Annotated in this window: 14 protein-coding genes; 6 read left to right on the top strand and 8 right to left on the bottom strand. The window is 39.3% G+C overall.

Translation table 11 applies throughout. The annotated features are described in order from the left end of the window. Positions 1–65: 65 nt before the first annotated feature. The 4 genes from FTV11_RS08490 to FTV11_RS08505 all read left to right on the top strand — a co-directional run bounded on the left by FTV11_RS08490 (position 66) and on the right by FTV11_RS08505 (position 4,637). A complete protein-coding gene (locus FTV11_RS08490) occupies positions 66–1,193 on the top strand; it encodes an acyl-CoA dehydrogenase family protein (protein WP_180059943.1) in 1,128 nt (375 codons plus the stop codon). 81 nt (positions 1,194–1,274) lie between these two features. Beyond that, positions 1,275–2,048: an enoyl-CoA hydratase gene (locus tag FTV11_RS08495; protein WP_180073812.1), complete on the top strand. Its 774-nt coding sequence runs from the start codon at positions 1,275–1,277 to the stop codon at positions 2,046–2,048. A 23-nt stretch (positions 2,049–2,071) separates the two neighbouring features. Beyond that, positions 2,072–3,097 carry an enoyl-CoA hydratase/isomerase family protein gene (locus tag FTV11_RS08500; protein WP_180073813.1) on the top strand — a complete coding sequence of 342 codons (1,026 nt, stop codon included), beginning with the start codon at positions 2,072–2,074 and terminating at the stop codon, positions 3,095–3,097. A 202-nt stretch (positions 3,098–3,299) separates the two neighbouring features. Next, a complete protein-coding gene (locus tag FTV11_RS08505) occupies positions 3,300–4,637 on the top strand; it encodes an MFS transporter (RefSeq protein ID WP_180008152.1) in 1,338 nt (445 codons plus the stop codon). A gap of 737 nt (positions 4,638–5,374) precedes the next feature. Here FTV11_RS08505 and FTV11_RS08510 read toward each other — a convergent pair. Genes FTV11_RS08510 through FTV11_RS08545 form a run of 8 tightly spaced genes read right to left on the bottom strand, consistent with a single transcriptional unit; the run spans position 5,375 to position 12,656 of the window. Next, the gene (locus tag FTV11_RS08510; RefSeq protein ID WP_078190861.1) at positions 5,375–5,656 is read right to left on the bottom strand and encodes a DUF971 domain-containing protein; all 282 of its coding nucleotides are present in this window, start codon (positions 5,654–5,656) and stop codon (positions 5,375–5,377) included. Between the two features lies 1 nt (position 5,657). Continuing rightward, positions 5,658–6,650 (bottom strand): HEAT repeat domain-containing protein, encoded by a 993-nt coding sequence (locus tag FTV11_RS08515; RefSeq protein WP_180073814.1) that lies wholly within the window; start codon positions 6,648–6,650, stop codon positions 5,658–5,660. A 5-nt stretch (positions 6,651–6,655) separates the two neighbouring features. Then, entirely contained in the window at positions 6,656–7,507 is an 852-nt protein-coding gene (locus tag FTV11_RS08520) for an ABC transporter ATP-binding protein (RefSeq protein WP_180073815.1), read from the bottom strand. Further along, positions 7,507–8,355 (bottom strand): ABC transporter permease, encoded by an 849-nt coding sequence (locus tag FTV11_RS08525; RefSeq protein ID WP_180073816.1) that lies wholly within the window; start codon positions 8,353–8,355, stop codon positions 7,507–7,509. Before FTV11_RS08525 ends, FTV11_RS08520 begins: the two co-directional genes overlap by 1 nt. Positions 8,356–8,403: 48 nt before the next feature. Further along, positions 8,404–9,867, bottom strand: a complete 1,464-nt coding sequence (locus tag FTV11_RS08530; RefSeq protein ID WP_180073817.1) for an ABC transporter substrate-binding protein — start codon at positions 9,865–9,867, stop codon at positions 8,404–8,406. A gap of 13 nt (positions 9,868–9,880) precedes the next feature. Then, a complete protein-coding gene (locus tag FTV11_RS08535) occupies positions 9,881–10,126 on the bottom strand; it encodes a ferredoxin family protein (protein WP_180073818.1) in 246 nt (81 codons plus the stop codon). A 33-nt stretch (positions 10,127–10,159) separates the two neighbouring features. Next, entirely contained in the window at positions 10,160–11,896 is a 1,737-nt protein-coding gene (locus tag FTV11_RS08540) for a fumarate reductase/succinate dehydrogenase flavoprotein subunit (RefSeq protein WP_180073819.1), read from the bottom strand. Positions 11,897–11,915: 19 nt separating this feature from the next. After that, entirely contained in the window at positions 11,916–12,656 is a 741-nt protein-coding gene (locus FTV11_RS08545) for a GntR family transcriptional regulator (protein WP_180073820.1), read from the bottom strand. A gap of 516 nt (positions 12,657–13,172) precedes the next feature. Here FTV11_RS08545 and FTV11_RS08550 point away from each other — a divergent pair. Together FTV11_RS08550 and FTV11_RS08555 are read left to right on the top strand one after the other, a co-directional pair. After that, positions 13,173–13,409, top strand: a complete 237-nt coding sequence (locus tag FTV11_RS08550) for a VF530 family DNA-binding protein (RefSeq protein WP_078193741.1) — start codon at positions 13,173–13,175, stop codon at positions 13,407–13,409. 128 nt (positions 13,410–13,537) lie between these two features. Further along, positions 13,538–14,236 carry a DUF1826 domain-containing protein gene (locus FTV11_RS08555; protein ID WP_180073821.1) on the top strand — a complete coding sequence of 233 codons (699 nt, stop codon included), beginning with the start codon at positions 13,538–13,540 and terminating at the stop codon, positions 14,234–14,236. The last annotated feature ends 22 nt before the right edge of the window (positions 14,237–14,258 follow it).

The raw sequence follows: 14,258 nt of genomic DNA on the forward strand, positions 1-14,258 counted from the left end.
ATTCATTCAGTTCTAGTCATTTTCAAACTGGATGGAAGCATTTGATTGATGTACAGGAAGATAAGATGCAATTTACCGAAGAACAATTATTAATTCAGGACATGGCACGCAGTTTCGCGCAGGAACAAATTAAACCTCAAGCGGCTGAATGGGATAAACACGGAACCTTTCCCAAAGCGGCTTTAGCGCAGATGGGAGAACTGGGTTTATTGGGTATGTTGGTATCAGATGAATGGGGTGGTTCAGATACAGGTAATCTTGCCTATGTTATGGCTTTAGAAGAGATTGCCGCGGCCGATGGGGCAACCTCAACCATTATGAGTGTACATAACTCGGTAGGCTGTGTTCCTATTGCTAAATTTGGCACAGAAGAACAAAAGCAGAAATATTTAGTGCCTTTAGCACAAGGCAAAATGATCGGTGCATTTGCATTAACTGAGCCGCATACGGGTTCAGATGCTGCTGCCATTAAAACTCGTGCAGTCAAAGATGGCAATGAATGGGTGATTAATGGTGCTAAGCAGTTTATTACCTCTGGACATAATGCAGGGGTCATTATTGTCTTTGCTGTGACTGACCCAAGTGCAGGGAAAAAAGGCTTGAGTGCTTTTATTGTCCCTCGTGAAACAGCTGGCTATGAAGTGATTCGTACTGAAGAAAAGCTTGGATTACATGCCTCAGATACCTGCCAAATCGCACTCACAGACGTGCGAGTGCATGAAAGCCTAATGTTAGGAAAAGAAGGTGAAGGTTTGAAAATCGCCTTATCAAATCTAGAAGGCGGTCGTATTGGTATAGCGGCGCAAGCAGTTGGTCTTGCACGAGCAGCATTAGAAGAAGCAACGCGATATGCCAAAGAGCGTATTACTTTTGGAAAGCCGATCTTTGAACATCAGGCAGTTGCGTTCCGATTGGCAAGTATGGCAACAGAAATAGAAGCCGCACGCCAATTGGTCTATCACGCGGCACGTTTAAAAGAAGCAGGGCAACCTTGCTTAAATGAAGCGTCTATGGCCAAGCTTTTTTCGTCTGAAATGGCTGAGCGTGTTTGCTCCGCAGCATTACAAGTCTTTGGTGGTTATGGCTATCTCAAAGATTTCCCGATAGAACGTATATATCGTGATGCGCGTATTTGCCAAATCTATGAAGGTACGAGTGATATTCAACGTTTAGTAATTGCCCGTAGCTTATAACGTTGTCATTAAGACATTTAAACGACAAGGCTTCAGATATGAAGCCTACTCATAAATATTGAACATATATAGGGATCTCACATGCAATTTGAAACGATTCTGCTCGAAAAGAACAATGGTGTTGGACTTATTACTTTAAATCGTCCTCAGGCCTTAAATGCGTTGAATAGCACATTAATTCAAGACCTTAATTTAGCCTTAGATGATTTAGATCGAGATCCAACCATCGGTTGTATGGTTATTACAGGTTCAGAAAAAGCCTTTGCCGCTGGTGCAGATATTAAAGAAATGGCTGAACTGAGTTTTCCGAATATTTATTTGGATGATTTTTTTCATCTGGCAGATCGAATTGCTCAGCGCCGTAAACCTCTAATCGCAGCTGTCAGTGGTTATGCGTTAGGTGGAGGCTGTGAGTTAGCGCTCATGTGTGACTTTATTTACTGTGCCGACAATGCAAAATTTGGTTTACCAGAAGTAACTTTGGGTGTAATCCCGGGGATAGGTGGGACACAGCGTTTAACGCTTGCTATTGGTAAGGCCAAAGCCATGGAAATGTGTCTGACTGCCAGACAAATGGGCGCAGTAGAAGCAGAGCAGAGTGGTTTAGTTGCTCAAGTCTTCCCTAAAGAGGAGTTAGTCGAAAAGACCTTAAAAGCTGCTGAAAAAATAGCGGAAAAATCTGTGGTGGCAACCATGATGATCAAAGAGTCAATTAACCGTGCATTTGAAGTCAGTTTGCAAGAAGGTTTGCGTTTTGAACGCAGAACATTCCATTCGATTTTTGCAACTCAAGACCAAAAAGAAGGCATGCAAGCATTTGTTGAAAAGCGCCAAGCCAATTTTAAAGACAATTAAAAATAAAAAAGGATTATATGGATATGAGTACAAATAACTTAATGATTGAAGAATATGGACATTTAGGCCAAATCAGTTTAGATCGCGTGGCAAGTTTAAATGCCTTGTCTTTAGAAATGATCCAAGGCATTCAGCAGCAATTAGCACTATGGGCTGATCAAACCAATATTCATGCCGTACTTATTCGCTCAAATAGTCCCAAAGCATTTTGTGCAGGTGGAGATATTCGCTATCTCTATGATAGTTACATGAATGGTAAAGAAGATCATCAAGCTTATTTTCAAGCTGAGTATGAAATGCTGAATAGCATTCGTGCGTATGAAAAACCCATTATTGTCATACTCGATGGCTATGTACTTGGCGGTGGATTTGGCTTAGCGCAAGCATGTCATGTGCTTGTCAGCAGCGAAAAATCTAGATTTGCCATGCCCGAAACTGCCATTGGATTTTTCCCAGATGTGGCTGCGACACACTTTTTATCCCGTTTAGATGATATTGGTGTGTACATGGCAACTACAGGCGATCAAATCAGTGCCAGTGATGCGTTGTATCTAGATTTGATTGACTACCATGTTCCGAGTGAGCAACTTGTTCAATTAGAAGAAGAATTAAGAAATTCCAATCATCTCAGCAAAGAAAATATTGAACAATTGATTGCGAAATATATTACTCGACCAGCGGAAAGTGAACTTAGTCAAAATGCAGATTTAATTCGTAAGCATTTTGGTTTTGAGAGCATTGATGCCATTGAAAATAGTCTTGAAAATGAACAGCATAATGATGCTCAGCCGTGGGCGTTAAAAATACGGAATACCTTGAAACAACGATCTCCAATCGCGAAAAGAATCAGTTTACAACTCCAGCATTTAGGTCGTGGGCTTTCACTGAAGCAATGCATGCAAATTGAACGACATTTACAAGACGTTTGGTTTCAACATGGCGATATTGTCGAAGGTGTGCGCGCATTAATTGTGGATAAAGACAAGCAGCCAAAGTGGCAACAGTCTAGTCCGACTTTAGACAAAATAATGGAGGAAATATCTATTTAATCAGTGATTTAAAAAACTTTAACGGTTCAAACCATTGGTCAATATTCATACTTAATTTCTTATTCGATATGAACAAGTGACTCAGCGTAAATTAAACACATATAAGATCTAAAAAATTGATTTTCAAGAAGAAAATCATCACATAAATCAAGCATCGTGAAAATACAACATAGAAATATCTTGCAGAATAAGGAAGATAACAATGCAAAATGTACAGGGAAACACAGCTCCACCAGCTAAGTCCTCGCATCGTTTAGCGGGTATTTCCAGCATGGTGGGTACAACCATCGAATGGTATGACTTTTTTATCTATGGTGCTGCCGCAGCACTCATTTTCAATCGACTTTTTTTCCCAAATCTTGATCCCTTAACTGGCGTGTTGGCAGCATTTGCTACCTATGCTGTAGGCTTTATTGGTCGTCCACTCGGTGGCATTGTTTTTGGCCATTTTGGCGATAAAATTGGTCGTAAATCAATGTTATTGGTCACATTAATGTTGATGGGTATTCCCACAGTGATGATTGGGTTGTTACCGACATTTGAAACCATTGGTTATTGGGCAACGGTTTGTTTAATTATTTTAAGATTTATACAAGGCATGGCCATGGGTGGAGAATGGGGCGGAGCAGTCCTCATGGCGGTAGAGCATGCGCCAGCGGGTAAAAAAGGCTTTTGGGGAAGTTTGCCGCAAGCCAGTACAGGTGGTGGTTTATTGCTCGCTTCCGTGGCTTTAGGTCTAGTCTCAATGTTACCTGAAGAAGCGTTATTTAGCTGGGGTTGGCGTCTACCATTTTTAGCCAGCATTATTTTACTGGCTGTAGGTTGGTATATTCGTGTGAAAGTGCCTGAGTCGCCAGACTTTGAAAAAGTTAAAGCGCAAACCGAAACAATTAAAGTTCCAGCAAAACAAGTGTTTAAAAATCATCCTAAGCAGTTGATTACGATTATTTTATCTCGAGCTGCTGAAAATGCTTGGTTCTATTTAGCATCGACATTTGCTTTAGCCTATACAACCACACAGCTAAATATTCCTAGACAAGACATTTTGTTTGCAACGATTTGTGGTGCTGCGGTCATCATGGTCATTACGCCAATTTTTGGGCATTTGTCTGATAAAGTTGGGCAAAAAAACATGTTTAGATTTGGTTTATGCGTACTGGCTTTATACAGCTATCCATTTTTTGCAATGTTAAATACCAAGGATCCTGTATTGGTTTGGACGGCCATTGTGATTGGTATTGGCGTAGTTTTTCCTTTGATGTATGCGCCGCAGTCACAGTTATTTTCACGCCAATTTCCAGCAGAAATACGTTATAGCGGTATTTCAATCTCAGTTCAATTTGCAGGCGTGCTAGGTGGTGGTTTAGCTCCATTAATCGCGACGAAATTGTTGAGTATTGGTGATGGAAGCCCCAATTTAATTATTGCCTATATTTCAGGCTTTGCAGTGATTGCGATTATTGCGTCGTCATTTTTAAAGCCGGATCAAATAGAGCAAAAAACAAAAGCATTTAGCAGTAAAGAAATTAAATCTTCATAAATCAAAAATCAGGTAAACAGTAGGCTGATTTAAATATAGAAATTAATGTGAATTAGCCATAGCAATCGTTGTTATGGCTTTTTTCTTGTCTGAGGATTGTAGCAGGACAAATAATATTGTCAGTATTGCGTAGGATCTTGGCGGCACAAAATATGTTTGATGTGTAAGAGCAACAAATCAAGTTTGTTACACAAATGAAAGATTTAAGCACCAATAAATTAAAAAATATTAAATATCAAAGTCTTAATTATACTATTTCGTATAATGTATATTATGTTAAATAAGATATCAAAGATTGCGCCCTAGATCCGCTGACATGTCCATAAAAGTTAATTTTGAAATTTTCAGCGGAAATTAAAGCTAAAAATGAAATCAAAAAAAATAAAGCTAATTATGAAATAAAACCCACTATGGAAAATTTCATTTTTAGCTTTATTGGCTTTTAGTATCAAAAGATCATTTTTTTTTTAGAGGTATAACTCAACACCTCTATGAAGTTAATCTCATATTTTCTTTTCTTCAGATTAAATTTCTCATGCACTATTACGTCAGCTATCACATTGGTTTAACCATGTAATTTTGCTGCATTAACACTTTCATGTAATTTTTATTGTTGTTGTTCTTCTTACATCTAATGCATTTATTAAATATTCTTTTAATTATTGTTTTTTAAGTTACTTAATGATTTATTACGGATAAAAAGATGAATATTTAATAAATATTCATCTTAAATTGTTTTATAAAATATTTTTTAAATATTCCCAAGGAAAAATACCTTGATTGTGACCATCACTGAAACAGATCTGTACACCATAACCTTGACTATTTAATTCGGTAACCTGTACATGTTCGACCAATGAAACCGGTAACTTCTTAATCTTGTTATAACGACAAAATGCACAAGGACATGCATTTCGTAGTTGATCATGACTTAAAGTGACGATCTTTTCTTCCGACCAAATAAAATGTATAAGATTTCGCTCAACATCAAACTGAATATCTGTTGGTTTTGTTTGCAAATTATTCTGCACTGGCTTGCTCCAAAATTAACCCTAAACCAATACGAATCGCTTTACGCACTTCAGGGTCTGGATCATCGGCGTGATTTTGTAAAAGTTGTTTAGCTTGGTTGCCACCTATTTCACCCAAAGCCAAAGCAACCTCTTTACGGAGGTTGCTAATCTCAAAGTCAAAATTATGTGCTAAGCCATCCAAAGCTTGCTTGGATTTAATGAGTCCTAAACTACGCACCACTGCAATACGCACTTGCCAATAGGTGTCATACAACAATTCAACTAAATTTTCTTCAAGTGAGGCTAATTTTAATTTTCCAATGGTTAATGCAGATTCAACGCGCAATTGCCAATCTTGTGAGGCTAAACCATAGGCTAAAGCATCTATAACTTCAGGATGTGCCTGTTTTACATAACCTAACCCACCTGTTGCAATACGACGAGTCTCTAAATCTGGGTCGTTGCGTGCAATTTGACTTAAACTACTAACGGCTTGTTCTTGCTGTAACCAACTCAATGTACTCACCGCTTCACGGCGTACTAATACATCTGTGTGATGAATATGATTTTCAATTTCTTGATAAAAACTAAGATCACGTAAAGGTTTTAAGGCTCTTAAAATGGCAACTTTGACCGCAGTTTCTTCTTTAGCCAAATATCCTGCTAAAACCTCTGCAGATTGAGCTTGTTTAACTTCACTTAAACTTTGCGTCGCTGCTGCAACCACTTCAGCATCTGGATCTAATAATGCTCCAGCCAAAGCATTTAAACTGTGTGGATCTTCCCAACCTTCAAGTCGTTTTGCCGATTCTAAACGTACTAAAGATGCTGGATCATGTGCCAATGCATAATGCAACCAAGGTAATAAATCTTCCCGCTCTTCATCAGCAATATTCATTAATGCGATAAACCGTCTTTTTTCATCCTCTTGATTGAGTTGCTCAAGAAAATCTAAATCATCTTCATCTATATTTTTTAATTCGGGGTATTGGAACTGCATGGGGTTTATCCTTCTACAACTGCTTTTTTGGGAATCCCCAAAGGATTTAATCGATTCATATCTTCTAAAATTTCACGCTTTAAAGCATGCATACAATGTTTCTTTAATTCGGTAAATTCTGGCGATGTAACAATGTCAATGTCTCTAGGACGGGCAAAATTCAGTGGAATTTCCTCAATAATTCGCCCTGGACGATGGCTCATGATCAGCACCCGATCCGCCAAAAACAGCGCTTCATCAATGTCATGGGTAATAAACAGCACTGTGGTTTGAATATCTTGCCAAATATCAAGTAGGAGTTGCTGCATACGAATGCGAGTTTGGGCATCCAAAGCACCAAAGGGTTCATCCATCAGTAAAACTTTAGGCTGATTAATCAGTACACGGGCAATTTCCACGCGTTGCTGCATCCCCCCTGAGAGTTCTGCTGGAAATTTTTGTTCAAAACCCGTTAGTCCCACCAAGTCGATCATGTGCTGTGCTTGTTTTAGGCGCTCAGTTGGTGAAATACCTTTCATTTTTAAGCCAAAAGCAACATTTTCAATGACGCTTTTCCAAGGAAATAATGTGTGATGCTGGAATACCAAGCCACGATCAGGATGCGGTTTAGACACTGTTTCAGTATCGACCAGCAATTCACCAGCGCTATACGCCAAATGCCCAGCCAATGCGCCAAGTAGTGTGGATTTACCACAACCCGAAGGTCCAAGTAAGCACACAAACTCGCCCGCTTGAATATGCATATCGACTTGATTTAAAGCTTGAAAACGCTGCTGGCCTTGTCCTAAATGTAAAGACAAATTGCGGATGTCAATTTCACCGAGTTTTTTCAGAGATGGGTTCACATGCTCAGTCATTAGGCTTTCCTCAATTGATACCAGGGAGTAAATTTCTTACCAATCCAACGTACTAAGGCACTACTCATCATGCCCAAGGCACCAATCAGTAACATTCCGACCACGATGCTGCTGTAATTCTGTAGCGTGAAAGACTCCCAAGTGAAATAACCAATGCCTAACTGACCTGAAATCATTTCAGCCGTAACTAAACAAAACCAGCATGTCCCCATACCAATGGATAGACCTGTAGTGATATTTGGTAAAGCCCCCGGTATGACCACTTCACGTACAATGGCAAATTCAGATGCACCGAGACTTTTTGCAGATGCAATCAGTCGAGGATCAACTGCTTCCACCCCATGAATGGTATTCAATAAAATTGGAAAGAGTGCTCCAATAAAAGTGATGTAAATCATGGAAGCTTCAGACGATGGAAAAATCAAAATCGCCAATGGAATCCAAGCCACCGCAGGAATTGGACGCAAGACCTCAAGTGGTGTCAGAAAAAAAGTTGCCATTTTCTTATATTGACCAATCAGCAAGCCTAATGCCACGCCAATCACCCCCGCTAAAGCAAAACCAATCAGCACCCGTAACATGCTGGCTTTTAAATGTGCCAAAGCCGTCGGCAGTTGGAAAAATTGAATAATGGCTTGAACGACTTCAACAGGTGTCGGTACATTGCTAAAATTCACAATACCCAGATTAATTTTAAATTGAGCCAACGCTTGCCAAAGCAATAAGCACAACACTAGCGAAACACTACCCAATATAAATTGACTCAATTTTGGATTTTTAAGTGCATCCCATTTTACGGAAATGGCTGGATGCAGCCCCTTTTCCTGATTTTCAACTAAACTTCCCATAATGCGTTTCCTCATTGTTGGCGATTAGGCTAGACAATGTGATTGCCTTTATTTCACGAGTTGTTGAACGGCTTTAAAATCATAGACTTTACCGCTGTGGGTTTGCGCAAACTTAGTGGCATCATCTTTGAGTAAAAATGCCTGAATCTGTCCCGTTTGATTGGTTGCGAACCATGCTAAATTTGACAGCAGCTTGATATCACTTTGGAAATCTTGGCTATACACCACACGGGTTTGCTGACCAGCTTGCTGAATTTTCTTTAAATCTTGGAATGCATGTTCAGCCGTTTCATAACTACGCACTTGGTTTTCACCTTTGACCCAAATTTGCGTCACATGCTTAAAGGTTTGAATTGGCTCACCTGTTAAGGCATCCTTGGCAATCAAAGGTGATTTGCCATAATTGGCTAATGACTTGGCATAATCGAGCTTGGATGCTGAAAATGCATCTTTAATGTATTGCTCTGAAATAAATTGATTTACATCAATTTTTCCGTCATTTTTACCTAATATTTTTAAGGTATCGACTGCGGTTTGCGTCGCTTGGCGATATTCAGGTTTCCATGTTAAATCTCGGGTTTGTAAACCCAATGGCCCATGAAACAAATATACGACTTCGGCAGGAATACCGGTTTTATCAGCAATGAGCTGACTATATTTTTCAGGTTCTTTTTGTAGCAATTGATTTGCCTCGATGGTCGCTTGCAGATAGGCTTTAATCACTTCAGGGTGTTTTTCGGCATAGTCTTTAGCAACAATCGAACCATGAAAAGTCGGTACATTGGCCTGCGAGCCATCATAAATTTTTCGAGCAATACCTTGATATGCAAACAACTCACCAAAAGGCACAAAGTCTGCATGTGCGGCAATCTTATTGCTCTTTAATGCAGGACCTGCAACTTCAGGTGCTTGCGCGATAATTTTAATGTCTTTATCCAGCTCCCAACCTTGTTCTTTGGCAACTCGCAGCAATAAGCCGTGTGCAGTCGAAGCAAAAGGTACAGAAATCGTTTGCCCTTTCAGTTCTGCAATCGAATTCACTTGAGAGTCTGTCGGCACAACGATTGCGTTACCACTGCCCGTAGTACTCCCTGATAGAGGATTTAAAAATAGACTTTGTTTACCTGCCTTTTGAAAAGCCACCAAATTATTGACCGCAGGAAAATCTGCCATTGCGCCAATATCCAATCGGTCTGCCACCATTTCACTGGTTAATGGAGCACCTGAAGTAAAGTTTTTCCATTGAATGTCATATTTCACATTCTTATATTCACCATCTTTGGGCAAATATTTATCGAGTAAATTCAGTTCACGGATCAGTAAACCACCCGTTGCACAGTTAATGGTTGTATCTTGTGTACCAATGGCGATGCGAACTGTTTCAGCTTTTGCTGATGTGCTATTTGTATTGGTTTTATCAGTATTTTTACTGTCACAAGCGCTTAGCCCCCCTACAACGGCTAGACCGACGATGGTACTGATTAGCGCTTTTTGTGTTGTTAATTTACGCATGGATGAGTCTCTTTTATTTTAATAAATACGGGATATTGACGTGTATTGCATCGGTTGGGCAGTCCTTTTCACAAGGCATGCAGTACCAGCATTCATCAAATTGCATAAAGGCTTTATTGGTTTCAGGATCAATCGCCAACAAATCCATCGGACAAACATCTACACAGACCGTACAGCCTTTATCCGCAATACATTTATCTTCATCGACCAAGACTGGAGCTACAGTTCGATGTGAAACTTCTTTAAATATCAGTGCCATTTTTATATTTCCGTATCTTGAATATTTTAAAATTTATTCTGCAAGCGCCAATTGCTGTTTTTGAATACGCAGTTGGTCATATGAGTTTTGTTCTGCTTTTTCAATCGCGACCACATAGGGTTCAATCGGCTTTTTAAAGCTCGTCATATTGCCCTGTGCATCTTTTTTCAAATGTGCATGACAGAACCAATCATCATTATTTTTTTCTGGGAAATCGGCACGGTAGTGATACAGTCCCCAACGGCTTTCCGTCCGATATAAAGATGCCCGAGCCGCCATTTCTGCGCAGTCCCGAATCACAGACACTTCGGCAGCACGCATGAGTTCATGTGGGTTTGAAGCAGAAATTTGAGCAATATCCTGCTTAATTTCTTCAAAACGACGTAAACCAATTTCCATTTTTTGACGTGTTTTTGGCGGTTGCAAATAGTCATTTACAAAGCGGCGTAACTTGTATTCCACTTGGTCTGAGGGTAAGCCCTGTTTACGGGTTAATGGTGCAAAAATCCGTTCACGTTCTGCATCAATTTCTGCTTGATTGAGCTCTGAATCTGCAACATCTACGACATATTCCGCAGAATTTTCACCTGCAAACCAGCCATAAGTAAATGCACCCAACATATAGTTGTGTGGTACAGCCGCCATATCGCCTGCGCTATATAGACCTTTCACAGAAGTTTCAGCTTTTTCATTGACCCACACACCTGACGCACTATGACCACTACAGAAACCAATTTCTGAAATATGCATTTCCACCATGTCAGAACGATAGTTGGTGCCACGCCCTTCATGAAAACGGCCACGGCTTGGTCGCTCATTGGTATGTAAAATTTCTTCAATGGTTTGAATGGTTTCTTCTGCTAAATGATCAACTTTTAAGAATACGGGGCCATTACCGCTTTCAAGTTCTTGGTAAAACTCCCACATCATCTGACCACTCCAGTAATCACATTCAATGAAACGTTCACCTTTACTATTTGCGGTATAACCACCCAGTGGTCCTGTCACATAAGCACAAGCAGGCCCGTTATAATCTTTAATCAAAGGATTAATTTGAAAACATTCCAAATTGGCAAGTTCAGCACCTGCATGGTAAGCCATGGCATAGCCATCGCCAGCATTGGTTGGATTTTCATAGGTTCCCATCAAATAACCTGAAGATGGCAAACCTAAACGTCCCGCAGCACCACAACATAAAATGGCAGCTTTGGTTTTAATGACATAAAAATCACCGCTACGACAGTCAAAACCAAGTACACCATTGATTGCACCTTGTTCGTTTTTAAGCAGTTTGGTGGTCACGATACGGTTATTAATTTTGACCTGCGCACGCTTCATTTGACGGTACAGGACTTTTTTAACATCATGTCCTTCAGGCATCGGCAACACATAAGCACCCATGTGATGAACTTTTTTTACAGCAAATTCACCTGTTTCATCTTTTTCAAATTTGATGCCCCATTGATCCAACTGTTGAATGGTTTTAAAACTATTTTGTGCATAGGCATAAATGGCCGTTTGATTGACCACACCATCATTGGCGATGGTAATTTCCTTGGTATATTGCTCAGGCGTGGCATAACCTGGAATCACCGCATTATTTAAACCGTCCATCCCCATTGAAATTGCACCACTGCGCTTTACATTGGCTTTTTCAATCAGTAATACCTTTAAATCAGGATTGGCTTGTTTAGCTTTGATCGCAGCCATTGGCCCTGCGGTTCCACCGCCGATGACTACAATGTCATATTCTAAATGTTTGGTTTCCATGATATTTCCTTGATCCTGATTAACGAAAAATGCGTAATTGGTACTGGAAGCTTTCGCCTGAGAAGTACAAATATTCGTAGTCAATCGGATATTCATTAGCATCGTGTGTGAGTCGTTCCACACGTAAAATAGGTGTATGAATGTCCACTGAAAGTAGCTGTGCTAATTCATCATCTGCCTGTATGGCATCAATGTTTAAGTCGGCATAACCCAGTGGTATAGATAAGTCTTGTTCAATGGCGGTGAAAATATCGCTAACACGTAAATCCACCTGTTTGTTTTGAAGTTGTAAGCCAATTTCTACAGGTAAATAAGTCAACTCATAAGACACAGGTTCGTTATTCAGCAAACGTACCCGTTTAATTTCAGCCACTTGACTACGCACAGCCAATTTCAATTTGGAGGCGACTTTGAGCGGTGCTTCAATGAATTCGATCGACAACACTTCATTTAAAATGTGATGCCCACTCGATGACATGGCTTCTGCGAAACCTTGAAGCTGTGTGATGTTTTGATAGGCTTTCGGCTTACTGACAAAAGTACCTTTGCCATGCACTTTAAAAATCAACCCATCCTGTGAAAGCTTATGCAGCGCCTGACGAATGGTAATACGGCTCACAGAAAACAACTCTGAAAGCTCATTTTCCGATGGCAATTGACTCAATGCCGGGTATTCACCTGAGTGAATTTTTTGCTGTAACTGCCCTTTGACTTGTTCATACAAAGGCAACTGGCTCGTTTTGCTTGTTGGTTCCGACATCGCATTCAACTTGTTATAACAACTTGAGCAAACAATAATTAATTAGATCTAGAAATTGAAATATTAAGATTTGATTTATTTATGAAAAATAAAGCTGAATAAGCTCAGTAAGCTATTATTCTTAAAAAGAATTTATTTTTATTAAAAAAATATAAGATAGACAATCTAAATAATGGTTCATGAATTATTGATATTAAAACCCGTGAGTAAAAATATATAATTCACTGATATATAAATATAAATATTGAAATTTATCTTATGAATCTGACTTTAGGTGAACAAAAGTTAAATAAGTTATCCAAGATTGCGCCCTAGATCCGCTGACACATTGGCGCAACTTCACTGGAGAGAATCGAGCCAAGGTTTATTTCTTCAGTGAAGTATCCTAATTTCAAATAATTTTAACTTTTAAATAAACTGCAATTTCCTATGTTCAAAAGGTTTAATTTGAAACCCTCTCATTTTTCAACTCGCTCAGGTTATAATAATGGTCTCCCAAAATATGATTGATCTAATATGAGCACCTCCAATGACCCTTTACACGGCAAAAAACTTGCTGACATCTTGGATGAATTATTGGATTACTATGGTGGTTTTGAAGGCTTAAGTCGTAAAATTGAAATTAGATGTTTTTGCATAGATCCAAGCGTTAAATCGTCACTACGATTCTTACGTACTACACCTTGGGCACGTGAAAAAGTAGAAAGCTTATATTTGTATGTTTTACGCCAAAAAGCCAAACAGAAAGCGTAACGATTAATACCTACGCTCAAATAATCTTGTATAGCAGTTTATGTTTTAAGATAAAATAAAACTGCTGAACCCTTCTAGCTATTCCTTGCACGCAGTATCTTCGTCTCAGATTTAATTTGATCCCTATTATGAGCAATACTTTTTTCCAGCATCCTCAAATTGGTGTAGTCACTACATTTTCTGAATTGATTCATAGTCATTTTGAAGGTCAAATGAACGCGCTTTGCTGGCAACGCAACTTACAAGGCGACTTTAAAGAAATAGTCGAAAAACTAGAACTGATTGAAAATATTACTGAAGTTTCCATAGATGATCTGAAGAAATTAACGCTTTCAGCGCAAGGTCATTTAGCCAGAGAAATTATTTTAAATGACATGCAACAATTAACAGCATTTGGTGCATCACCCTCGCTGAATTTACTCAAATGTTATGAACGAGATGATGAATTCGATTTCATCTCAACCGATGTTTATTCTTTTCATGTCGATCGATCACCTATCGCTACCGATACCTTTTTATGTACATATTATGGTGCTTCCAGTGATATTGTGCCAAATGATCAAGTGACACAAAGAATCTTAATTCCTAAAATACGAGAACAACTTAAAGATTTGTACGATGGCCCTACCTCAGAATTTGATGATTTTTTAGCGGAATATTTTTTTGATTTACATTATCAGCTCAAAGAAAATGCTGTGCCTGTAAATCTAGGCAATGGTCATCTTTGGCGTTTAGCGGTGGATCATCCTACACAGCAAGTTTTGCCTTGTGTACACCGCGCACCTGTAGAAAATGTAGGAGAATATCGGCTTATACTGATTTGCTGATTTTAGCTGTGTTTAAATATTG

This window comes from Acinetobacter sp. YH12231, assembly GCF_013417755.1.
In the GTDB taxonomy this organism is placed as follows: Bacteria; Pseudomonadota; Gammaproteobacteria; order Pseudomonadales; family Moraxellaceae; genus Acinetobacter; species Acinetobacter amyesii.

Excerpts from the sequence above, each read along its gene's own strand:
- FTV11_RS08490 (WP_180059943.1), top strand. The coding sequence starts at position 66 with ATGCAATTTACCGAAGAACAATTATTAATTCAGGACATGGCACGCAGT.
- FTV11_RS08495 (WP_180073812.1), top strand. The coding sequence starts at position 1,275 with ATGCAATTTGAAACGATTCTGCTCGAAAAGAACAATGGTGTTGGACTT.
- FTV11_RS08500 (WP_180073813.1), top strand. The coding sequence starts at position 2,072 with ATGAGTACAAATAACTTAATGATTGAAGAATATGGACATTTAGGCCAA.
- FTV11_RS08505 (WP_180008152.1), top strand. The coding sequence starts at position 3,300 with ATGCAAAATGTACAGGGAAACACAGCTCCACCAGCTAAGTCCTCGCAT.
- FTV11_RS08515 (WP_180073814.1), bottom strand. The coding sequence starts at position 6,650 with ATGCAGTTCCAATACCCCGAATTAAAAAATATAGATGAAGATGATTTA.
- FTV11_RS08520 (WP_180073815.1), bottom strand. The coding sequence starts at position 7,507 with ATGACTGAGCATGTGAACCCATCTCTGAAAAAACTCGGTGAAATTGAC.
- FTV11_RS08525 (WP_180073816.1), bottom strand. The coding sequence starts at position 8,355 with ATGGGAAGTTTAGTTGAAAATCAGGAAAAGGGGCTGCATCCAGCCATT.
- FTV11_RS08530 (WP_180073817.1), bottom strand. The coding sequence starts at position 9,867 with ATGCGTAAATTAACAACACAAAAAGCGCTAATCAGTACCATCGTCGGT.
- FTV11_RS08535 (WP_180073818.1), bottom strand. The coding sequence starts at position 10,126 with ATGGCACTGATATTTAAAGAAGTTTCACATCGAACTGTAGCTCCAGTC.
- FTV11_RS08540 (WP_180073819.1), bottom strand. The coding sequence starts at position 11,896 with ATGGAAACCAAACATTTAGAATATGACATTGTAGTCATCGGCGGTGGA.
- FTV11_RS08545 (WP_180073820.1), bottom strand. The coding sequence starts at position 12,656 with ATGTCGGAACCAACAAGCAAAACGAGCCAGTTGCCTTTGTATGAACAA.
- FTV11_RS08550 (WP_078193741.1), top strand. The coding sequence starts at position 13,173 with ATGAGCACCTCCAATGACCCTTTACACGGCAAAAAACTTGCTGACATC.
- FTV11_RS08555 (WP_180073821.1), top strand. The coding sequence starts at position 13,538 with ATGAGCAATACTTTTTTCCAGCATCCTCAAATTGGTGTAGTCACTACA.